This window comes from Niallia sp. WK069_GA_01, assembly GCF_983173855.1.
This window is the reverse complement of sequence record NZ_OZ470138.1, coordinates 2939088-2962069: the sequence shown is the minus strand read 5'-3', so window position 1 is coordinate 2962069 and position 22982 is coordinate 2939088. Positions and strand designations below refer to the sequence as shown.

Annotated in this window: 19 protein-coding genes and 2 riboswitches; of the genes, 13 read left to right on the top strand and 6 right to left on the bottom strand. The window is 35.3% G+C overall.

Going from position 1 to position 22982, the window contains the following annotated elements; translation table 11 throughout:
• Positions 1 to 158: 158 nt before the first annotated feature.
• A riboswitch (SAM riboswitch) is annotated at positions 159 to 265 on the top strand.
• 99 nt (positions 266 to 364) lie between these two features.
• Positions 365 to 560: riboswitch (cobalamin riboswitch) on the top strand.
• Positions 561 to 711: 151 nt separating this feature from the next.
• Entirely contained in the window at positions 712 to 3009 is a 2298-nt protein-coding gene (metE, locus tag AC5LWL_RS14105) for a 5-methyltetrahydropteroyltriglutamate--homocysteine S-methyltransferase (protein WP_493434898.1), read from the top strand.
• A gap of 203 nt (positions 3010 to 3212) precedes the next feature.
• Here the strand turns inward: metE and AC5LWL_RS14100 are convergent, their stop codons facing one another.
• The gene (locus tag AC5LWL_RS14100; RefSeq protein WP_493434897.1) at positions 3213 to 3404 is read right to left on the bottom strand and encodes a hypothetical protein; all 192 of its coding nucleotides are present in this window, start codon (positions 3402 to 3404) and stop codon (positions 3213 to 3215) included.
• 372 nt (positions 3405 to 3776) lie between these two features.
• On the opposite strand from AC5LWL_RS14100, the gene AC5LWL_RS14095 reads away from it, so the two are divergent.
• On the top strand, positions 3777 to 4625 hold the full coding sequence (locus AC5LWL_RS14095; protein ID WP_493434896.1) for a YitT family protein: 849 nt from the start codon (positions 3777 to 3779) through the stop codon (positions 4623 to 4625).
• Positions 4626 to 4792: 167 nt separating this feature from the next.
• Here the strand turns inward: AC5LWL_RS14095 and AC5LWL_RS14090 are convergent, their stop codons facing one another.
• Positions 4793 to 5095, bottom strand: a complete 303-nt coding sequence (locus AC5LWL_RS14090) for a hypothetical protein (protein WP_493434895.1) — start codon at positions 5093 to 5095, stop codon at positions 4793 to 4795.
• A gap of 123 nt (positions 5096 to 5218) precedes the next feature.
• Between AC5LWL_RS14090 and AC5LWL_RS14085 the strand changes: the two genes are divergently transcribed.
• The 3 genes from AC5LWL_RS14085 (at position 5219) to AC5LWL_RS14075 (ending at position 7869) form a co-directional block, all read left to right on the top strand.
• Positions 5219 to 5752, top strand: coding sequence for a DUF402 domain-containing protein (locus tag AC5LWL_RS14085; protein WP_493434894.1), 534 nt, complete (start codon positions 5219 to 5221; stop codon positions 5750 to 5752).
• Between the two features lie 268 nt (positions 5753 to 6020).
• Positions 6021 to 7109, top strand: coding sequence for a DUF1835 domain-containing protein (locus AC5LWL_RS14080; RefSeq protein WP_493434893.1), 1089 nt, complete (start codon positions 6021 to 6023; stop codon positions 7107 to 7109).
• A gap of 322 nt (positions 7110 to 7431) precedes the next feature.
• Entirely contained in the window at positions 7432 to 7869 is a 438-nt protein-coding gene (locus tag AC5LWL_RS14075; protein ID WP_493434892.1) for a VOC family protein, read from the top strand.
• A 98-nt stretch (positions 7870 to 7967) separates the two neighbouring features.
• Here the strand turns inward: AC5LWL_RS14075 and AC5LWL_RS14070 are convergent, their stop codons facing one another.
• On the bottom strand, positions 7968 to 8432 hold the full coding sequence (locus AC5LWL_RS14070; protein ID WP_493434891.1) for a hypothetical protein: 465 nt from the start codon (positions 8430 to 8432) through the stop codon (positions 7968 to 7970).
• Between the two features lie 418 nt (positions 8433 to 8850).
• Between AC5LWL_RS14070 and AC5LWL_RS14065 the strand changes: the two genes are divergently transcribed.
• From AC5LWL_RS14065 to AC5LWL_RS14050, 4 genes are all read left to right on the top strand, one after another.
• Positions 8851 to 10083 (top strand): DNA polymerase IV, encoded by a 1233-nt coding sequence (locus AC5LWL_RS14065; RefSeq protein ID WP_493434890.1) that lies wholly within the window; start codon positions 8851 to 8853, stop codon positions 10081 to 10083.
• 22 nt (positions 10084 to 10105) lie between these two features.
• Positions 10106 to 10453 carry a YolD-like family protein gene (locus AC5LWL_RS14060; RefSeq protein ID WP_493434889.1) on the top strand — a complete coding sequence of 116 codons (348 nt, stop codon included), beginning with the start codon at positions 10106 to 10108 and terminating at the stop codon, positions 10451 to 10453.
• A gap of 377 nt (positions 10454 to 10830) precedes the next feature.
• The gene (locus AC5LWL_RS14055) at positions 10831 to 12321 is read left to right on the top strand and encodes a sugar porter family MFS transporter (protein ID WP_493434888.1); all 1491 of its coding nucleotides are present in this window, start codon (positions 10831 to 10833) and stop codon (positions 12319 to 12321) included.
• Between the two features lie 229 nt (positions 12322 to 12550).
• The gene (locus AC5LWL_RS14050; protein WP_493434887.1) at positions 12551 to 13270 is read left to right on the top strand and encodes a YebC/PmpR family DNA-binding transcriptional regulator; all 720 of its coding nucleotides are present in this window, start codon (positions 12551 to 12553) and stop codon (positions 13268 to 13270) included.
• 269 nt (positions 13271 to 13539) lie between these two features.
• Here AC5LWL_RS14050 and argH read toward each other — a convergent pair whose 3' ends face one another.
• The gene (argH, locus tag AC5LWL_RS14045) at positions 13540 to 15066 is read right to left on the bottom strand and encodes an argininosuccinate lyase (protein WP_493434886.1); all 1527 of its coding nucleotides are present in this window, start codon (positions 15064 to 15066) and stop codon (positions 13540 to 13542) included.
• Between the two features lie 284 nt (positions 15067 to 15350).
• Here argH and AC5LWL_RS14040 point away from each other — a divergent pair, with 284 nt between their 5' ends.
• The 4 genes from AC5LWL_RS14040 to AC5LWL_RS14025 all read left to right on the top strand — a co-directional run bounded on the left by AC5LWL_RS14040 (position 15351) and on the right by AC5LWL_RS14025 (position 19848).
• Positions 15351 to 16070 (top strand): MBL fold metallo-hydrolase, encoded by a 720-nt coding sequence (locus tag AC5LWL_RS14040; RefSeq protein ID WP_493434885.1) that lies wholly within the window; start codon positions 15351 to 15353, stop codon positions 16068 to 16070.
• A 319-nt stretch (positions 16071 to 16389) separates the two neighbouring features.
• Entirely contained in the window at positions 16390 to 17082 is a 693-nt protein-coding gene (locus tag AC5LWL_RS14035) for a response regulator transcription factor (protein WP_493434884.1), read from the top strand.
• Positions 17060 to 19312, top strand: coding sequence for a sensor histidine kinase (locus AC5LWL_RS14030; protein ID WP_493434883.1), 2253 nt, complete (start codon positions 17060 to 17062; stop codon positions 19310 to 19312). The genes AC5LWL_RS14035 and AC5LWL_RS14030 overlap by 23 nt, the downstream gene beginning before the upstream one ends.
• A gap of 8 nt (positions 19313 to 19320) precedes the next feature.
• Positions 19321 to 19848, top strand: a complete 528-nt coding sequence (locus AC5LWL_RS14025) for an RNA polymerase sigma factor (protein WP_493434882.1) — start codon at positions 19321 to 19323, stop codon at positions 19846 to 19848.
• 392 nt (positions 19849 to 20240) lie between these two features.
• On the opposite strand, the gene AC5LWL_RS14020 is transcribed toward AC5LWL_RS14025, so the two are convergent.
• Both AC5LWL_RS14020 and AC5LWL_RS14015 read right to left on the bottom strand, forming a co-directional pair.
• On the bottom strand, positions 20241 to 22187 hold the full coding sequence (locus AC5LWL_RS14020; protein ID WP_493434881.1) for an FtsX-like permease family protein: 1947 nt from the start codon (positions 22185 to 22187) through the stop codon (positions 20241 to 20243).
• Positions 22177 to 22938 (bottom strand): ABC transporter ATP-binding protein, encoded by a 762-nt coding sequence (locus AC5LWL_RS14015; RefSeq protein ID WP_493434880.1) that lies wholly within the window; start codon positions 22936 to 22938, stop codon positions 22177 to 22179. The genes AC5LWL_RS14020 and AC5LWL_RS14015 overlap by 11 nt, the downstream gene beginning before the upstream one ends.
• Positions 22939 to 22982: the final 44 nt, after the last annotated feature.

The window sequence follows — 22982 nt, the reverse complement described above, 5'->3', positions numbered from 1 at the left end:
TTTCTTGTATTTGTTTTTTTACAATAAAATAATGTGTAGAATTGCTGATTTTGGTTCATTAAGATAATAAAGAAAATTCATTTTTTTTGAAAATTCTTTTTGACAGACTATTATTAAATGTGATACTATCCAATTACATTAAAAAAAGCGCATATAAACTCTTATGATGAGAGGTGGAGGGACTGGCCCTTTGAAGCCTCAGCAACCATTCTGATTGGAAAAGGTGCTAATTCCAGCAAAGCATAGTTGCTTTGAAAAATAAGAGAGGAATCCTTAAGACAACAAGCCTCTCTAAATTTAGAGAGGCTTGTTGTCTTAAGGAAGATATTGCTTGAAGAAAAGGGAATATTTTTCTTTTGAAAATTTCATACATAACACTATAGGTACTGTGTACAACGTTATACAGTTTAAAAGGGAAGACCGGTTAAAATCCGGCACGGTCCCGCCACTGTGATGGGGAGCAACTTATTTAGTACAAACCACTGTTTCAAAAAAGAAATGGGAAGGGGTAAGTTGCGTTGAACCTAAGTCAGGAGACCTGCCTAATGTGTCAGCTAATACTCTACGTGGATATAGGGGAGGTGCACATTTCATATTGTTGAGAAAATCAATATATCTCAGCTTTATTTATAATGCCATCTAATCTCCCTTTCCAATAGGAACAGGGAGATTTTTATTTTATTGAAAAATTTAAAATTGGGAGTGGGAAAAATGAGTCAAGTGAAAAGTTCGAATTTAGGGTACCCTCGAATTGGGGAAAACAGAGAGTGGAAAAAAGCGTTAGAACAGTTTTGGGCAGGGAAAATTGAAAAAACAGAATTTTTAACAACAATTGAAGATCTTCGCTTAAACCATTTGAAAAAGCAAAAAGACAAGGGCATTGATTTAATTCCAGTTGGCGATTTCTCTTTATATGATCATGTATTGGATACAGCTGCAATGTTTGGGCTTGTGCCAAATCGTTTTGAATATAATGGTGGTCAAGTATCTCTTGAAACATACTTTGAAATTGCTCGTGGCGCAAAAAATGCTGTAGCATCCGAAATGACAAAATGGTTTAACACAAACTATCATTATATCGTTCCTGAATTAGAAGGAGCAAAACCAGCACTAGTGGAAAACCGTCCATTACGTTTTTATAAAGAAGCGAAAGAAAAGCTTGATATTAACGGGAAACCAGTTATTTTAGGTCCAATTACGTTTGTAAAATTATCAAAAGGCTATAAACAAGAAGATTTTGCAGAGGTTGTTAATCAATTCTTGCCTTTATATGAAGAAATTGCGAAACAACTTCAAGAAGAGGGCGTTGAGTGGGTACAAATCGATGAGCCAATCTTATCTACAACGATTACAAAAGAAGAGTTGGCATTATTTAAACCAGTTTATACTGCGTTAACAAATGCGGCACCAAAAGTAAAATTCATTTTACAAACATATTTTGAAGCAGTTGAGCAGTATGAAGAAGTCGTTTCTCTTCCAGTTCAGGCAATTGGACTTGACTTTGTTCATGATGAAGGACAAAATCTTGCGGCATTAAAAGAAAATCGTTTCCCAGAAGATAAAGTATTATTTGCTGGTGTAATCGATGGCAGAAATATTTGGAAAGCATCCCTTGAAAAAACATCTTCTCTATTAGAAGAAATTGAAGCAGCAGTAGGCAAAGATCGTGTCGTTGTACAACCTTCTTGTAGTCTTTTGCACGTACCAGTTACAGTTAATAGTGAACAAGCATTAGAAGCAGTATTAAAAGAAGCTATTTCTTTTGCAGATGAAAAATTAGCAGAAGTAGCGATTCTTGCGAAAGGATTACAAGAAGGCAAAGCTGCGATTCAAAACGAAGTGGACAACAGTGAAAAAGCAATTGCCGCATTAGCAGCATCGTCTCATCGTAATAATGCAGAAGTACAAGAAGCAATTCAAAATATTTCTTCTTACGCTTCGGAACGAAAAGCTGGATTTGCAGAACGTTTAGCGCTTCAAGAAAAAGTATTCAACTTGCCGATTTTGCCAACAACAACTATTGGAAGCTTCCCACAAACAGCGGAAGTAAGAAAAGAGCGTTTAAAATGGCGCAAAGGCGAATTATCTAACGAAGCGTATAATAAATTTATTGAAGAGGAAACAAAAAAATGGATTGAAATCCAAGAGAAATTAGATATTGACGTATTAGTACATGGTGAATTTGAAAGAACAGACATGGTGGAATATTTCGGTGAAAAATTAGCTGGATTCCAGTTTACAAAATTCGGATGGGTGCAATCTTATGGTTCACGCTGCGTAAAACCACCAGTTATTTTTGGAGATGTTGCATTCATTAAAGCAATGACAGTGAAAGAAACAGTATATGCACAAAGTTTAACAGAAAGACCAGTAAAAGGAATGCTTACAGGTCCAGTTACAATCTTAAATTGGTCTTTTGTACGAAATGACATCTCTAGACAACAAGTAGCAAATCAAATCGCGTTGGCACTTCGCAAAGAAGTAGCAGAATTAGAAAAAAGCGGCATTCGCATGATTCAAGTGGATGAGCCAGCTATCCGTGAAGGATTGCCTTTAAAACAAAGCAAAAGAGAAAACTACTTAAATGGTGCGGTATATGCATTTAAACTGGCTGTATCTTGTGTAGAAAATGATACGCAAATTCATACACATATGTGCTATTCTGACTTTAAAAACATCATTCACAGCATTGATGCATTAGATGTAGACGTTATTTCTATTGAAACATCTAAGAGTCACGGTGAATTAATTAATGCCTTTGAAGAGAATGAATACAAAAAAGGAATTGGTCTAGGAGTATATGATATTCACAGCCCACGTATTCCAAAATTAGAAGAAATCACAAGAAATATCGACCGCGCTTTAAAAGTGCTTGATTCAAAATTATTCTGGATTAATCCGGACTGTGGATTAAAGACACGTGGCGAATATGAAACGGTAGAAGCGTTAAAAGTGATGGTAGAAGCTGCTAAACAAACAAGAGCAAAGCTGCTTGTAACGGAAGCTTAAAAAAGGATATTTAAATCATTTCTGGCTAGGCGAAAACGCGGATTGATTCTATGCATAAATCTAGCGAACCAGAATAATAACGAATTTTGCATGAACAATCCAGTTTTCGACAGCCTATGGGATAATCAGTTTAATAGGAACTGATTATCCTTTTGTTTTTTGAGTAGAATCAGGCATAAATACCCTGGAAATTCTCTCTTAATCTACTCTTTGTTTCTTTGTTCTTTTACCCACCAATCGATATGGTCTAAATCAAAAATTACTAAATGACGCATTGGTTTTTGATGGGGAATTTCTCTTTTTTTCATTAATAGCATAACTTCTTCTTTTGTTATAGCATAGCCTAACGAATCAAGATAAATAAGTAGATTTTTTATTCCGTTTACTTTCCTCATGTAATCACCCCCCACCAAATCTTCTTTCATCAAAAAAGAAAATTTAGTAATGGGTACTCCTAGAGAAAAGCTTAGTGTTCTTTACCCACTTATGATGTGAATATTCCTGTAAATATCTTTTTCTTATAGGCTGTAGTAGTGTAAGTTACGGTCTGAATCCACTTTTTTTCCTATTTAACTCTTTTGGCAATTGCCGTACTTATGAGTAGGAAACTTGTAATGAATCCTTTTTTTGCTTCTGGTTTACCCATATATCAGTAGAAAAAAATTCTTTCTCAAAATCTCTTTACAAACCAAAGGAAAACATGATATAAATCAAAAATATGTAAAAATAATATTGTATGAATAGAAATGATAGAATAGGTGAAAAAGATGAACAGAAATTTGTATAAAATGGGAAAAGATATTCTTTTTATTATGGCAGGTGCCTTTTTATTTGCTTTAGCAGTTAATTTATTTGTAATTCCGAATGATCTTGGAGAAGGCGGCGTCACCGGAATTACCATTATTTTGTACTATTTATTTCAATGGGGACCAGGGCTTGTCAACTTTATTATTAATGCTTTTTTGATTTTAATAGGATACAAGTTTTTAGATAAGCAAACATGTATTTATACGATTATTGCGGTTATTTTTAATTCTTTGTTTTTGCATGTGACAGAAAGCTGGCATATTGATTCAGATGAAGTTTTGGTGAATGCCATATTCGGAGGAGTGCTTGCTGGAGTAGGAATTGGCATGATTTTAAAAGTTGGCGGAACAACAGCAGGAACAACCATTTTAGCAAGAATTACAAATAAGTACTTGGATTGGAATATTAGTTTTTCTTTGTTGTTTTTTGATTTAATTGTTGCTTTTTCTTCTTACTTTATAATAGGTGCAGAAAAACTGATGATTACGATTGTTATGTTGTATATTGCTACAAAAGTAATGGAATTTATTATTGAAGGGTTGAATCCGAAAAAAGCCGTAACAATTATCTCCAGCAAACAAAGCCAAATTGCCGAAAAAGTGAATGATATTATGGATCGAGGCGTAACTGTTATGTACGGAAGAGGCTACTATTCAAAAGATGCGAAGGAAATTCTTTATATTGTGATAAACAAACAAGAAATGGTCGCTTTAAAGAAAATCGTCAAAGCAGTAGACAATGATGCTTTTATTACCATTCATGATGTTCGCGATGTGTTTGGCAAAGGATTTTTGGAGCTGTCGAAATAAAAAATTGCTTCTATTTAGCAAGGAAAAAACTCGCTTTAGTTAGAAGGTGAGTTTTTTTTATTACAAACATTTTTTGTTTTAAAACGGATTAATGAGAAAAAATAAGCGCCGATTAGACGCTTTAGAAACTAGGCAAAAGATAAATCGAAGAAGACTGCAAATCAACATCAAAGCTTCCAAGCCGGAAAATCTATCTGTTCCTTCTGTTTTTCATAAGCTTTCATAAGAGAGTATGAGTTTCCTAGTTTACTCACAATGAATCCTTGTGGGCTTTCCGTTTCTACATGGCCATTTAGCTCTTCTAATTTAATTTTTGCAAACATCTTTGCAATAGAAGCTAAACTTTCCATACTTCCCATTAATTCTGGACTATCATTTTTGTAGCTTTTCGCAATAGAGTGAATATAATCAAGTTTATTTTTAATAAGTTTAAGCGTTTCGATTTCAAACTGTTCTTCGGTTTTCCCCATAACATTCAGCTCCTCTTTAATAATCTTATGTGAAAAAAGTGAATGTAGAATAGACGGTTCGAATAAATAAAAGAATGGTAAAATGACCTATTAGAACAATGATAGAAAGGATTACCTACTAAAATGAGCTTTCAGCAAAACAAAAAAATAATCGAACAAAAAATTCGTTATGATAAAACAATTGTAGAGCATAGCTGTTTATTATTGCAGTCAGAACCCAGTATTGTTCTTTTTCATAAAATCAGGGATTCTTTTACGATGATGACAGGGAAGGGAATGGAGATGACTATCTTAGCAGGTAGCTACACAATTGCCTATTATTGGATCGACCGTCCTTATAATGTGTATCTATGGCGAGATGAACAAGGTAATTATTTAGGCTCTTATTTTAATATGGTTCAACATACATCTAGAACGGAGGAATGTCTTCGTTTTGAAGATTTAATACTGGATGTGCTTGTTTTTCCAGATGGGCAATTTTGTCTTTTGGACGAAGACGAATTGCCAGAGAAGATAGAACAATTTGAAAAGGGGAATGTGCAAAAAGAATTAATACACTTAACCGAAAATATGGAAAGTATCTTATTGGAAGTTTTGACGGACATGGATGATAAATTCCCACATGAAAAGATGAAAGAATTATTGGATGCAAAATAGAAAGAAACGTTAAAAAAAATGGAGAACTTGGGAATAAAGAGTGTTCGTGCTATTAATTAAAAAGATGGGAGCAAACTCAAATGATGGTGGAGTCAGCCGCCATTATTTGATTATCAATAAATTTTACGCATCCAAAATAATTAATAAACAAAATTAAGTGTTAAAAAACTAAGATATAAAAAGAAAAATATGGTAATATTTTATGAAATGAACCTTACATTAGTAGGAAGCTCATTGCCTGTTATGAAGGGATAAAGGGGGAAAAGATTTGGAAACAAGATGCATCTATCCATATATTTATTTTTTGATGGAACCAAATGTGATTGTTTTTAAAATATCTGCAAACAAATACGTAAGTCCATCGCAGTTAAGGGAAGCTGGAGAGTGGAAAGTTTATGAATTAGCAGAAGGGGAGGAATTCGCTGCATTTAATCATAAAAAAACGAGGCCAGCTGGTGGAACTGGTTATTTTATAAGTGAAGATGGAATTGCTCTTATGACGAAAGTGGTTAATCTGCAAATAGGTAGACACAAAAAAGAATATTCTATAAGCAATACTGGTCGTTTTCATGATGTCGATGCATCTATCCATCTTGCAGCATCTGATTCAACAGCTGGTTCTTTATATGCTGCTTTGGATTCTCCTAAAAAAGTGATCGTTTTGTCAGACTATCTTGCTATTGGACCGATAAGAAATTTACATACAAAAAATGGACAAGCTGAACGATTTGAATGGTTATACAATCATATCAATACAGGCATGGATGAATATAATCAAGAAGTCAAGTTTACCAATACCCTTTTAGAAATAGACGAGATTCCAGAGCAGGCACCCATTTATATATGGTATTGCGATGATGATGTGGGAGAACAAACAGCACTTCGTTTTCTGCTGTATGTATTAGCTGATAAAACAAATGAAATCTTTCTGCTTCCTATTGGTCGGCAAAATGAAGAAAATCATCCTTATAGGATAGAAAAATTAAAAGCTCTTTTTGAGAACAGGCAAGAAGAGGATTCGCTTTCCAATAAGGAGAAAAAACGTTATATAAAAGAGTGGGAGGCATTAGCACAGTCGAAAGAAATGCTGCGTCTTTGTCAGCATAATAAAATTTGCAGTGTGCCGGAACAATACTTCGATGCATTTCTTTTGAAAATAATTGAAGCACTCCATAAAAAGCAGGAAAACAAAGAATTTATAAAAGTTTCTCACATTATTGGCGAAGCAGTAGATGCAATGGACGAAAAAATGAGCGATCCATTTTTAGAATATCGTATCCGAGATTTAGTATACAGCGGAGTTTTAAAAATGAAAGGCATACCTAAATCAATGCGACATTATCGAGTAATGCTGTGAACACGATAAGGGAAACTTTTCTGCTAAGGGAGTTTTTATCACATAGTAGATAACGTTTGAAATAGAAGTTGTACGAGCGAAATGTTGGTGGGAGGACCTCCTATTAACTAAGGAATGCCCCCAATTGTTTAAGTGTATTTCTTCAAAACTTGGTTTTTTTATAAAGTTATTTTTTACGGAAAGAATTGCTGCTAATTTAGGTAAACAGCTTTTAAATTGTTGAAGATGGATATTTTCTGTTTTAAGCGAATTAGAATTTAAAAAACAAACCTTACACGAATACAGGTATGGAAAATAATCGGAACATAGGGAGGTTTTAAATATGAAAATCAATAGAATAGATCATGTGAGTATAAACGTAAATGATCTTTCAGGAGCTAAAGCTTTTTTTCTTGATTTAGGACTTGAAGTACAAGCGGAATGGGAATTGGATGGAGAACAATTGGATAGAATAGTTGGACTTAATGATGTTAAAACGGCATGTGTAGCATTGGGGATGCCAGAAGGTGAGACATGGATAGAGCTAGTCAAATTTTATACACCGTCAGATGAAAAAGGTATTCAGCAACCTTCTGCAAATACGCTGGGCATCCGACATATTTGCTTTGCTGTTGAAGATATTGAATCTATTGTTGCAAAATTGAAAAAGAATGGCACGGGAATTTTTAGTGAGATACAGCAATACGAAGAAAGTTATAAGTTATGCTACGTGCGTGGTCCAGAGGGAATTATTTTAGAGTTGGCGGAGAAAATCAGTTAAATAGTATATAGGTTTTAACTGATTTTCTCCGAGCTTAAAGACTCCTTCTTAAATAAACTAAGGGTGCATTACCCGAGAAGAATTAATACCCCATTTTTTTAGGTTAGCCTTTTTTCAAGATAGCATATGTATTTAAAATATAGGACTAATAAAAACAGTAAAATTGGATTGAGCAAAGCAGAATACGATAATTTCCACCATCCATAATGAAAGTATCCCCAAGGTTCAGACAATAAGGCGATTTTTTCATATAGCAATAAGGCAATATCCCAACAAATAATATAGCAAAATTGTTTGAAAATAGCCTGTTTGAAAGGAAAATAATTCAAAAATATAATATTAACCGGTGGTACTAAAAAAACAATATTGAGAATGGATTGCCAATCAATATCCTTGCTAAAATACCAATATCCTGCGTATTTAAAATCAATAAAAATGTCAAATAACATTTGAAAGGAAATGGTGAACATCCATATATGCAATACACAGTTTCCATTTAAATGTTTATTCAGTGTAACAGCTAAAAAATTAAAAAGAAATACGGCTAGTAACAAACCAATCATAGTATATCCCCTTATAAAAATGGATGCTTCTAGTATTTGTTTATTTGAAAGGGAATATCCAAGCAAACAAATTTTGCACCATAAAAGATGAAAATAGGCAGTTTTCTTTAGTCTGTTGTTCTGTTGAAGTGCGGACTAAGCGTAAGAATACTACCCTTTTCAAGAGGGGACATTGCTGAATAACTACAAATTTTTTCAAGAACTAATTTCCAGTATTAAACGAACATACTTTCGTATATAATAAATACGAAAGTATGTTCGTTTTTTTAATCGTCATAATCTATGTAATCAAGTTAGATGAGTGTCTAGCGCAAACACCTAGCCTTGGTGAGTATTGCTTGATGCCCCTTTAGCCAGAAGAACATTTTTCTTCGGTGCTGAACAAGGAGTTTGTGCTTTTCTTAAAAGGAGATATTGTATGAGAGACAAAGTGATTTTTCTTGTTGATATGCAGTCATTTTATGCTTCTGTTGAAAAAGCAGATAATCCGGAGTTGAAAAATAAACCTGTTATCGTTTCTGGGGATCCTGAGAGAAGAAGTGGGATTATTTTAGCTGCATGTCCGTTAGCTAAAAAATGTGATGTGAAAACGGCTGAATCATTGTGGGAAGCGCAGCTGAAATGTCCTGATGCTGTTATTGTCAAACCTCGTATGCAGCGTTATATTGATGTATCCTATCAAATTACACAAGCTTTGGAACGATTCACAGATCTTGTAGAGCCGTTTTCGATCGATGAGCAGTTTATGGATGTTACTGGAAGTCAAAAGTTGTTTGGAGATCCTTTGACAATGGCTAGAACGGTTCAATATTCGATTAAGGCTGATACGGGAGTATACGCCCGAGTCGGAATAGGTTCAAATAAAGTGCTCGCTAAAATAGCTTGTGATGCATTTGCTAAGAAAAATAAGGAAGGGATTTTTTCATTAACCCCCGCCAATTTAAAGGAAAAAATGTGGCCATTGCCTATAGGGGAAATGTTTGGGGTAGGAAGTAAGATGAAAAAACATCTAAATGGCATGGGAATTTATACAATAGGCAGTTTGGCTAAATTTCCGTTGGAGATTCTTAAAAATAGATGGGGTATTAATGGAGAAGTGTTATGGCAAATAGCAAATGGCATTGATTATTCTCCGGTTACAACGACATCACATAACCATCAAAAAGCAGTTGGTCACAATATGACATTACCAAGAGATTATACAACACTAGAGGAAATAAAAGTGGTACTACTAGAATTAAGTGAGGAAGTTGCCAGAAGAGTACGTTCTAAAAATTATCTTGGTTCGACCGTTTCTATCAGTGTAAGAGGAGCTGATTTTGATTTTCCGACAGGATTTCACAGACAAATGAAACTTTCATCTCCTACAAATTTTGGAATGGATATTTTTTATGCAATCGTTAAACTGTTTTGTTCCTATTGGGATGGATCTCCGGTAAGAAGTCTAGGGGTTACATTAGCACAATTGGAATCAGCCGATATGCAGCAATTAAACCTGTTTGATTTTTCTCTGCGAAAAGAACATCTTAATGAGGCAATCGATAAAATTTATTCTAAATATGGAAAAACGTCTATTATTCGTGCGTCCTCTTTAACAGAAGCAGGTCAGGTGTTTGTTCGCGCTGAAAAGATTGGTGGTCACTATAAATAAACGAAGAACGGAGAGATTAGGAATGAAGCCTAATAAAATGACACCAGGATATAATTTAATGTGGGAGTCTAGTAGGATGATGCTGCCAGAGCACAAACAAGTATTGCAACGCCATCAAAAGGAGTTAACGAAAAAGACAAAGCCTATTATGGATGAACAGCAAATTGCGCTATTTTCTATGTATATTACGCGGTCAATAGAACAAGGACTAACATTGAAAATCCAATTATTTCATGAATATGAAGATGTTTATTTTATCGGTAAGGTGCAAAAAATATTAGTAGAAAGAAAAGAGATAAAAATTTCCCATGCAAAGGGCAGCGAATATATCGGTTTAGATGAAATGATTGATATTCAAATAATGGAATAGAGTGATGCATGCCATAAAGTTGTAGTTAGTCTTGAAGAAAATAACAAGGAAAGGCTGTAATTCTTTTAACGATTCCCACAAAATTTCTTAAAAGTGAATATTCTCCTCCGAATAATCTTATTTTCGTCATGTTTCAAAAAAATAGGAGAAGGGAAAAAGAGATGTATAAATAACATTGTATTTTTATTTCGTATATTAGAGGGGGTTCTTATCTTCAGACGAAAAAAGTAGGGATTTTTTATCAGATGAAAAGTATTCACTTGATTCCCGAAATTTTTGCTACATATTGTGAAAGAACAAGCAATTTTCTTCTGCTACATTTACATGGATGAACTAAATTGTGTTTTTTGTAAATAACTGAGGAGGAGAACTAAGAAATGGAAAAACCTGAGAGAATTGCTGGCAAACGAAAAATAGATTTTAAAGAAAGGCAGGCAAAGAAAAAGCAAAAAACACCAAAAAAACAATTACGTTTCATTGTGTTAATTTCAACGTTTGGAGGTCTTTTGTTCGGATACGATACAGGAGTAATAAATGGAGCATTGCCTTTTATGGCAGAGAAAGACCAATTAAATCTTACACCATTAAAAGAAGGTTTAGTGACAAGCTCTTTGCTTTTAGGAGCAGCTTTAGGTTCGGTATTAGGAGGAAAGCTATCAGATCGGTACGGACGTCGGAAAAATATAATGTATTTAGCGATTTTATTCTTTTTGGCGACAATTGGATGCACAGTGGCTCCTAATGTGGAAGCGATGGTTATGTTTCGTTTTCTATTAGGTTTGGCTGTTGGCGGAGCATCTGTATCTGTACCAACCTTTTTGGCAGAAATGTCTACCTCCAAGCAAAGAGGCGGAATTGTTACACGAAATGAATTAATGATTGTTTCTGGTCAATTATTAGCATTTATTGTGAATGCAATATTGGGAACAAATTTTGGTGAGGCTGGCCATATTTGGCGTTATATGTTAATGTTTGCAGCAATTCCAGCACTTGTGCTTGGTTTCGGTATGTTGAAAGTGCCAGAAAGTCCACGCTGGCTGGTAACAAAAGAAAAAAACAATCATGCTCTACAAGTTCTGAAGAAAATTAGGGGAGAACAGGAAGCGAAACGGGAATGGAAGGAAATTGTTGCTTCCGTTGAAGAGAAATTGACAGCAGATAAAGGCAGTTTAAAAGACTTTAAGATTCCTTGGCTGCGCAGAATATTATTTATTGGAATGGGTATAGCAATTGTTAATCAACTTACAGGGGTAAATTCAATTATGTTTTATGGGATTCAGATTCTTAAGGATGCAGGCTTTGCAACAGAATCCGCGCTAGTAGCAAATATTGCAAACGGAGTCGTTTCCGTCGCGGCCATGTTATTCGGAATTTGGCTTTTAGGAAAAGTAAACCGTCGTCCTATGTTTTTAATAGGACTTGCTGGTACAACAACTTCACTTTTATTAATAGCTATCTTTTCCTTAACAATGGACGGATCGCCTGTACTTCCCTATATAACGCTATCGTTAACGGTTTTATTTCTTGCGTTTATGCAAGGTTCAGTTGGTCCGGTTACATGGTTGACAATAGCTGAAATATTTCCAGTAAGATTAAGGGGAATTGGTGTTGGGATTAGTATTTGCTGTTTATGGTTGGCAAACTTTATCATTGGCTTCCTTTTCCCGATTCTACTTGGAACAATTGGTTTATCCAATACATTTTTTGTTTTTGTTGGACTTGGTTTATTATCAATACTGTTTATTTATAAATGTATGCCGGAAACAAAAGGGCGTAGTTTAGAAGAAGTAGAGCGTTCTTTCCGCAGCTATGGAACACAAACCAACTCAAAAAAGATTAGAATGATGGAAATAAAGAATCATTATTAAGAAGAAAGGCGGCCATAAATAGTGGCTGCCCTTTTTGTATGAGAAAAAGTTAAGCGGAACTGCTGAACAAATAATCTAATTAAGGTATAATATAAAATGGAAAAAAAGTCGTTTTTATTATAGAGAATAGGGACATCTGTTGAACATTTTGGACAAAATGTTGAAGAAGTGCTGCATTTCTCTATATAATAAATATTGGTGAGTTAAAAGTAGAAAGAGAGTGTTCAGAATGGGTCGTAAGTGGAATAATATTAAAGAGAAAAAAGCGTCAAAAGATGCTAATACTAGTCGGATTTATGCAAAATTCGGCCGCGAAATTTATGTAGCAGCAAAACAAGGAGAGCCAGATCCTGAGTCCAATCAAGCATTAAAAGTAGTACTTGAGCGTGCTAAAACATATAATGTACCAAGAGCGATAATTGATCGGGCGATTGAAAAAGCAAAAGGCGGTTCAGAAGAAACATATGATGAGCTTCGTTATGAAGGCTTCGGACCAAGTGGGTCGATGGTGATAGTGGACGCGTTAACCAACAATGTGAACCGTACTGCTTCAGATGTACGTGCAGCATTTGGGAAAAACGGCGGCAATATGGGTGTAAGTGGTTCTGTTTCCTATATGTTTGATGCAACAGCAGTTATCGGAGTAGAAGGAAAAACAGAAGAAGAAGTATTAGAATTATTAATGGAAGCAGATGTAGATGTTCGAGATATTTTAGAAGAAGAGGATAATATCATTGTTTATGCAGAACCAGATCAGTTTCATGCTGTTCAAGAAGCATTTAAACAAGCAGGTGTGACAGAATTCACAGTTGCTGAATTAACGATGCTTGCTCAAAACGATGTAACACTAGACGGAGATGCACAAGAACAATTTGAAAAAATGATCGATGTACTAGAAGATCTAGAAGACGTCCGCCAAGTGTACCATAATGTAGATTTAGGAGAATAAAAGTTTTTTACAACAGCCCCTTTTGCATGTGCATGAAGGGGCTGTTTTTTATTTGTTAAAAGAAGAGACCATATTACAATAAGAAGCATTAGGACAAAAACGGAAGGAAACAAAGGGGGGGAGTGTCCGATAAAAGGAGCATCAGGACAAAAAAATGAAGGAAAAGAAGGAGAACTGTCCGATAAAGAATAATCATCAAGAACAAACTGCTAAGACTCTCCCTCTAACAAGTTTGAAAGATAAGATTTATTGTCTACTCTTCCTAATGCTCAAAACCATGCCGCTAACAGATCATCCATTTTCTCCAATGAGCGTTCCGTCTTGCTTTTTACATCAGCAAGCCATTCCCCCTGCACAGCTTGCTGACTCCATCGCGCCGAAATCATTCTTTTCACCTCGTCAGAATTTGGACCGCCAGGCAAGGAGCGGTTGCGGACAAAATAATCAGCATCTAGAGACTGGAGGAGCATGGTTTCATTTAAACAAAGCGTTTTGCCAATCACTTTCTTTGCAGCCTCATTAAGAAGACGCAATGTGATTTGGTTTGCAGCAATATTTTGAGCCATTGCTTCTTGCACAACTAGACTTGTAATCTGATGGGCTTTGCGGAAGGATAACCCATCTGTTCGGACAATGGTATCTGCTAGTTCCGTAATGGTCGCAAAACTAGAAGCAGCTCTTTCCCGCAGTTTCGCTTCATTCACTTTTACCGTACCAATCACACAGCCCAGCAGTCGACATAATTGATCTAATAAGTCAAAGCTTTTCCAAGCATATGGCTGCATATCATCTTCGGTATCAACAATATCACCAAATGGCGTGTTATGAAGCATCGTGAGCACGGTTTGCGTATTGCCTACACAGCTCGATAATAAAGAACGGATATGTTCAAAAGACACAGGGTTGCGTTTTTGCGGCATTATGGAGCTTATTTGAACATAAGGATCTGCAACTGTTAACACGCCAAACTCTTGTGTACTCCATAATAATAAATCTTGAACAAAACGTCCGAGGGAAATAGCGGTAATTTGGGTAGCGGTCATAGCCTCGGCTATATAATCAGCTCCCGCAATTGCGTCATAAGAATTTTCGACTAAACGATCAAATCCAAGCAACTCCACCATTCTTTCTCGATTAATCGCAAAACCTGACGTGGTAAAAGCAGCTGCGCCCATCGGACTTTGATTGCAATGTTTGTATGCCAGTTTAAACCGCTCGATATCACGGTTTAAGCTATCGACAACCGCCATGATGTAATGCCCTAATGTAGTAGGCTGTGCCTGCTGAGTATGTGTATACCCAATCATAAGCGTATCAGCATGTTCTTCAGCAAAATGGAGAAGCTGCTCTTTTAACGATAAAAGGGAAGTGAAGGCAATCTGCATTTTTTGGCGGAGTGTCATACGAAACATTGTAATGCACATATCGTTGCGGCTTCTGGCAATATGCAAATTCCCAGCAATATCTCCTGCCTTTTGAAGAAGTTCATCTTCTACAAGAAAAAATAAATCCTCCACTTCACCAGTATAGTGAGAGGTGCGAATAGAAGGTAAATCAAGGCTTCTAATAGCCTTTGCAATCTGTTTTCCTTCTTCAACCGTAAGGAGGTTTTGCTCACGCAGCATAATAAGCTGTGCTTTATTAATGGCCATCATTGGATCGAGCAAATGATGCTTTGCTTCGTCATACGCAGGTGCGAGCACCACTTCTGTATACGTTTTCCCAGGAAAAACAGAACCTTCTGTTTGAAGAATTCGATCACGTTGATTTTTCGATTGCTCATTCGAAATTTTCATTATATTCTCCCCCTAAATTTTTTTCCGTTATCTATTTTATAGTTCCATTATTTATCCAAAAAGAATTCAATGCAATTATGATCTGACCAATTTATGCAATCTGTTTTCCTTTCATTCTATTCCATTCGTTCGAATAACGTCATTCTCTTATAGAATAGAGGATTTCTCATAAATTGATTAGTTCACTTATCAGACCTTTACGGACAAATTTGCCCATTAAGAGTGGGGTAAATGGGAAAAGGTAGAGTAAATTGCTATAATATCTTAAAAAGGAGGCGTGAAAATTGCTTCAATTTATTGGTTGTGGCAGTGCTTTTCATACGCAATTAGGAAACAATGCCGCATGTATAAAAAAAGGAAAAAGTTTATTTTTAATCGATTGTGGCAGTAGTACGTTTGAAAGAATGCAACGAAGTGGATTGTTACAGGGAGTCGAACAAGTATTTGTACTACTAACCCATACACATCCAGATCATGTTGGTTCTTTAGGGGATCTAATCTTTTATGGTTATTATTCTTTAGGAAAATTAGCAGAACCAACAGTAACGGTATTGGCGCCTGATGGTTTGAGCATTCAACCACTTTTAAAAGGAATGGGTGTAGAAGAAAATACATATGAATTGTTTTCATTTAAAAATCAAGGGGAAATTTGCTGCAATGATTTTTTTATACAATATGAGGCCATTCCAGTAACACATGTAAAAACATTAAATTGTTTTGGCTATATTCTTCATTTTGAAAATAAGACGATTTATTATAGTGGGGATTGTAACGATATCCCGCTAACTATTCTGCAGCGATTGCATAAGGGGGATTTTTCTTACTTTTATCAAGATACATGTAAGGCTGATTATAATGGGAATGTCCACTTATCCTTAAATAAATTGAATAAATTAGTAAAACAAGAGGTTAGAGAGAAAGTGTATTGTATGCATTTGGATGAAAGCTTCAAAAAGGAAGAAGCAGAGAAGTTGGGGTTTCATGTAGTCAAATCTATTATATAATGAAAAAGCAAATGAAAATTTGATAGCAATATTTTTAGGATTACCAATCACTGGTGATCCTTTTCTTAATTAAAATAGCGCTACATTATACTCATAAAGCAATTTGCACGTGGATTAGCTGTAAAATGAGACAGTTGTATATTCTAAGAGTTTATAAGAAAGAGAGTGTATGTTGGTTTATAAATGAGGGAATTAAAAAATTATTGAAAGAAACCTAACAAAAACCTTAAGAAAATCTTAAGAATTATCATCCGTAAATGTTAAGATTTTACCATTATGATAGAAAATAGATAAAGAAAAGCGGAAAGCAGGGGGAAACATGCAGAAATTAAATGTGTTAGTCGTGGATGATGAAAAAGAAATCCGCGATGCGATTGAAATTTATTTAAAAAATGAAGGAGTAGCGGTGTTAAAAGCAAAAGACGGCATCGAGGCGCTAGAGTTGATTCATGAGCAAGAAATTCATCTCATTATTTTAGATATTATGATGCCAAAGCTTGATGGGATTGCAGCGACTTATAAAATACGTACAGAAAAAAACATTCCGATTATTATGCTAAGTGCAAAAAGTGAAGACACGGATAAAATATTAGGCTTGCAAGTCGGCGCAGATGACTATGTTACAAAGCCCTTTAATCCGATGGAGCTTGTTGCAAGGGTAAAGTCGCAGTTAAGAAGATATGTCACATTTGGCACATTTGAAGGTGCAAGCAAAGTGATTGATCTAAATGGACTAACATTAGATACAGCAGCAAAAGAAGTAAAGGTGAATGGAGATTCAGTGAAGCTTACTCCCATTGAATACAAAATTGTCGAGCTATTGATGCAGTATGCTGGACGTGTTTTTTCAATTGAAGAGATTTATGAACGGGTTTGGAAAGAGCCAAGCTATCATGCTGAAAACACGGTGGCTGTACATATTCGTAAAATTAGAGAAAAAATCGAAATTGATGCAAAAAATCCAAGGTATTTAAAGGTGGTGTGGGGCATTGGCTACAAAATGGAAAAATAGTATTGTTTTTATTGTTTGGACGTTGTTGTTTACAAGTGGTGTGAGTGGGTTGTTTACTTTTTACCTATATATGAATGAATATCAGGGGAGTTATTTTGAGACAATAGAGTTTGAGTATAAGGTTGTTCCGTTTATCGAGTATTTACATGAGTATGAACTATATAATATACCATTAAAAGAGGCAAAACAATTAATAAAAGTAACGGATGAAGATATTAAGGAACACTGTTATCGATATGGAAACTTAGACGAGCAGCTTGAGAATATTAAAGAGCAGTATAAAAAGCGAATTGGCGATGCTTACGCAGAAGAAAATAAAAAAGAAGGGCAAGTATTAATCGCTGAAAGAGATAAGAAGCTGGAAGATATTAAAGAAAATTTTGAAAGTGATAAGCATATAGAACCAAAAGTAAAAAAAGAAAAAGAAGCGATATTAGAGGATTTTTATAAAGAGAAGGAATCTTATTATGGTGATTATCAAAGTTATACGAAAGATTTTACTTATTATTTTCAAAATGATCAAACAGGAAAAGTATATACTAATTTAACATCTTCCGAACGACAATCTGGAAAAAATAGTATAAACTCAAAAAATATGCTGTTTCATACAAATTATACGATAACAGAAGATACCTACGATCATGGATATATTGAATATAAACTTATCGATCTCATTAGACGGAATGTGATAACAGCAAAGCAAGAGGGGAAATTTGTAGGAGAAATCGGCATATCTAAATCACTTGATTCATCAAGTCCACTGATGCAAGAGTATCATCAGTATGAATATGCAAAAAAGACATTGTTTATTTATTCTATAGCATGTATGGCAGCGTTTATTCTTGCTTTTGTCATTGGAATAAAATCGAAAATTAGTTCAAAAGTCAGCAATGCATGCGAAGGAATTTACCGTAAAATACCTTTCGATTTGCAATGGGTGTTATTTCTTACTAGCTTCATATTTGCGATTGTTTGTGTAGGGGTTGTTATTACAGAATTCAGTAATCCAGAGACTGTAGGTACTTATGAAAGCATAAGAGATATTATCTTATTTTTAAGTATAGGGGCATGTTGTTGGGGGTTCGCTGTTATTCAAGGCAAGTTAATATGGAAAATATGCAGAAAGTTGCAGTTATTAAAACAAGCATGGCAAAAGTCACTGATAAGCAGGATAATTTCTTTTATTAGAAATTTTGTTAAAAAAACAGGCGTACGTATACGAGATGCATTTTTAAATAGAAATGTCGGCACACAGTTATTTATTATGCTCGCAGCAATATTCGGATTAGGACTTTTAGCAGCAGTTGCGATAATAGATCCAGTATTTATGCTTATTTATATACTAGTACTTGTTTTTGTCGGTACACCAATAACGATGATTTTAGTCAAAAAAATCGGCTATTTTAATCAAATCGTCATAAAAACAAATGAATTGGCAGAAGGGAAATTAGGTCCCGATCTAGAAGTGTACGGAAAAACGGTTTTTGCACAGCTTGCAGGAAATATTAATCTATTAACAGAGGCAGTGAAAAACTCTCAAAGCGAACAGGCAAAAAGTGAACGAATGAAATCAGAACTTATTACAAATGTAAGCCATGATTTAAGAACACCATTGACTTCTATTATTACGTATACGCAATTATTACAATCAGGTGCTGTTACAAAGGAAGATCAAGCTAGCTATCTTGGAATTATCGACCGTAAATCGAAGCGCTTAAAGGTGTTGATTGATGATTTATTTGAGGTATCGAAAATGGCAAGCGGGAATATTGATTTGAAAAAGGAAAGGGTAGATATTGTTCAATTATTACAGCAGGCGCTGGCAGAACACGATGAAAGCATCACAGAATCTACCTTGCAGTTCCGGGTAACCCATAAAGAGAAGCCAATATTTGTATTAGTAGACGGCCAAAAAATCTGGCGGGTTTTTGATAATTTAATTGGCAATATATTAAAGTATTCTCTTGATCATTCCCGCGTTTATATTACGGTTGAAAAAGCAGATGAACAAGTCATTATTACCTTTAAAAATATTTCTAAGTATGAACTGAGCGGCAACAGTGAGGAGCTGCATGAACGATTTAAGCGAGGAGATACATCACGTCATACAGAAGGATCAGGTCTTGGACTTGCGATTGCCAAATCGATTGTCGAGCTGCATAACGGCATGTTTCAGATGGAAACAGATGGAGATTTGTTTAAAGTAAGCATTTCTTTAAAAGAGGAGTAGGTGAAAAGATGGAGCAATTGGCGGATCCAATAAATATTTCAGAAATATTCCCGTTATTTTATCAACGCTTGTTTCACATAAGCTACTCCATCACAAGAGATCGACATTTAGCAGAAGATGTAGTCCAAGAAACCTTTATTAAAGCAATGAAAAAAATGAGAAGCATAGACGATGAGAAAAAAATCGGAGCGTGGCTGTCTGTAACGGCAACAAGAACCGCGATTGATTTTGTACGGAAAGAACGGAAAAAGAAAGATGTTTTTATGGAAAAAGAAATGGTGGAGCTAATTGGAAATAGAGAGGAACAACTTGTAGAAAAAAAGATAGAATCCGATTATTTTTTCAATCGTGTGTATGAAGCAATCGGGAAAATGAAGCAAGAATATCAGCAAGTATTGCTATTAAAAATAAAGCATGGCTTAAAAGAAGCAGAGATTGCAGAATTTCTTGGCATCAAACCATGCACCGTAAAAACAAGAATTTACCGGGCAAGAAAACAGCTGAAAATGCAGTTTTTACAAGAGGTGCAAATATAAAAAGCAAACTATTTTCTCAAATTGTGTTTTTAACCGAAAAAATGGCTGGAAGTAGTAGACTCCTACGGAAAGCGAGAAAGACGAGAAGAAAGCAGCTATAAGAGGTTGTTCAAAAAGTCCGGTAAAAATGACACATCGAATTTCTTCGTTGTCTTACTTTTCCGCTTCTCACGTATTCAACGAAAGGATCTTCCACTAAAAGCGCTCACGTCCTGCGAGCAACGCGGAAGTCACCACATCCTGTGAAAGGCCGATGCTCAAAGTTACGACGCCGCGAACTTCTCGGTCCTTTTTATCCTCCTTTTTGAACACGCACTATAAAGAAAAAACGAAATCATGTATGGCAAGCAAAAAAAGTGGCGTCCCATTTATAGAGACACCACTTTTTTGTATTACAATGCCGCTTTAATAATCTTTTTATAATAGAAAACAGAAAGAATGCCAAAGATCGAATAAAGGGCAGTATACAATACCATAACAATAATCATTGGCGTCCAAAGCTCGGATCCGAAGAAGAACCAGCCGGATTGGACGGCGAAATAGCTGTGAACTAGTCCAACGATTAACGGAATTCCAAAGCTGAAAAGCTGTTTGCCTTGAATGCCTCTCAGCAAATCGCCTTGTGTATAGCCTAATTTTCGTAAAATCGTATAATTGTATTTTTCGTCTTCGCCTTCGTCCATTTGTTTAAAATACAGAATGCATCCAGAGGTAACGAGGAAGGCAAGTCCTAAAAAGGCAACAATAAACATCGTTAGTCCCATTGTTCTTTTTCGATCGTTTAGCATATCCAGTCGAGAAAGGTTGGGCATATTTTGATCGAGTGCCAGCTCATGAAAAGTTTGATTAGCTTTTTCTAGTTTCGATTCATCGTTTATATCGATTCCAACATAAGTGGTTGACTGCATTTGAATACTTTGATCTAAATTATTCAAAAGAGTATCAAAAACAGTATGATCGACAATCGCTGTTGGCAAGCCGCCAGCTGTAAAAGTAAAGGACACAACGCTGTCTTCGTTTAACCCAATATAGCGAAGGGGAACCGTGCCACTTTTGCTTTTGAATGTAACAATCCCTTTGTCTTTAAAACTCATAAACCGCTGCAAGACATCATTATAGCCTGTGAAAATAGTTTCGTCTTTTTGCAAATCTGTTCCTTTTACACTGTTTTCGTTAACAACTGAAATCGTCATTTGGCTCATATCCTGTGTCATACCTTTTGGTTCAGCAGCAAGAATATTTTTGACATCTGCATTTACCTGTATAACGGGTATGATTGTTTCTTTAAAGGCAATATTTTTATCTGATAATGCCTGTGTAAACGTATCGGCTGTTTTTGTTTCAGTGAAAGCAAACTGGTTGGGTACACTCTTTTTTGCTGTTTGCTCTGCAGAATAAAAGGTAATATAGCTTAATGACAATAGCGCAATGGCAAGGGCAGAAACGGTCGTAATAATTGTTAAAAGAAGTGCATTGGATTTCATACGAAACATAATAGTAGAAAGGGACAACACTTCATTAATGTTTAAATAGCCATTTTTGCTTTTTCGAATAATATTGGAGATAAAGCTGACAGATCCTTTATACAGTAGATAGGTTCCAATAATAACGAAAGCAAGTACACTAATCATCGCTGCAAATAAAGCATTCATCGTTGGGAAATCGCCATTAAACAGTCTGGAGGAAAGATAATAGCCGCCAATTACGAAGACGATGCCGACAATCCCCATCAGTACTTCCCATACAGATAATTTTTTTACTCTGCCTTCTGAGGATGATTTGACGTGAAATAAGGATAGAATCGTTTGTTTTTTGATAAAAATATAGTTCATCAGCATGATAAAGAGATAAATGGCACAGAACACAAGAATCGTTTGAATAAGTGCTTTTCCAGAAAAATGTAATGTAGCAATCCCTTGAACAGCTGTAATTTTAAATAAAATCAAGATAACCAATTTGCTAAAAGAAAAACCAATAAATGTCCCAATTAACAAGGAGCCAAAATACAAAAGTACATTTTCTGTAATAAGAATGCGAAAAATCCGATTTTTGGTCATGCCAATTAGTTGAAATAAACCAATTTCCTTGCTGCGGCGCTTCGTAAAAATCATATTGGCATAAAACAAAAATACAGCAACAATGGCAACTAATAAAATCGATGCTGCACGTATAGAAGCGGCTCCTTTTAATGACCCCTTTGTTGCATCCATTGATGGGTCATATTGTAAGGTCACGAAAGAAAAATACAAAGCAACACTAAAAATCAATGCGAATAGATAAAGATAATAATTTTTTATATTTTTAAGCAAGTTTCGTAAAATAAGCTGATTAATGTTCATACTGCACCCCGCTTAATATCCCTTGCGTTTTCATAATATCTTGGAAGAAGCGTTGTCTTTCCTGATCTCCTTTATTTAACTGGGTATAAATTTGTCCATCTTTAATAAAAATCACACGGCTCGAGAAGCTTGCCGCTGCCGGATCATGGGTGACCATAACAATCGTTGCTTTGCGGTTTTTATTTAAGCTGCTTAGTTTATTTAATAAATCAGCGGCAGATTTACTGTCAAGTGCTCCGGTTGGCTCATCAGCAAAAATAATGCTTGGTTCATGAATAAATGCTCTTGCTGCAGATGTACGCTGTTTTTGGCCACCAGATATTTCATTTGGGTATTTATTCTTTAATTCATTGATGCCAAGATCATTTGCTAACGCAGTAAATCTTTCTTCTGCTTCTTTTTTGGGAGTTTTTGTTATAGATAAGGGAAGCAGGATATTTTCTTTTACGGTTAAAGTATCCAGTAAATTATAGTCTTGAAAAATAAAACCTAGATGATTTTTGCGAAATTCAGCAAGCTGCTTTTCTTTAAGCCCCGTGATTTCTTGTTGCTCAATCTTAATGGTACCGCTTGTTACCTTGTCAATCGAGGAGAGCACATTAAGCAAGGTAGTTTTTCCTGAACCAGACGCACCCATAATGCTGACAAATTCCCCCTTTTCTATGTTGATATCAAGCCCTTTTAATACTTCCTGTTTATTGAACTTGTTGCCATAGCTTTTATGAATTTTATTAGCTTCTAATATAATCATTTCTGACACACTCCTTTAATTGATACGTATATTATAAAAAAGGA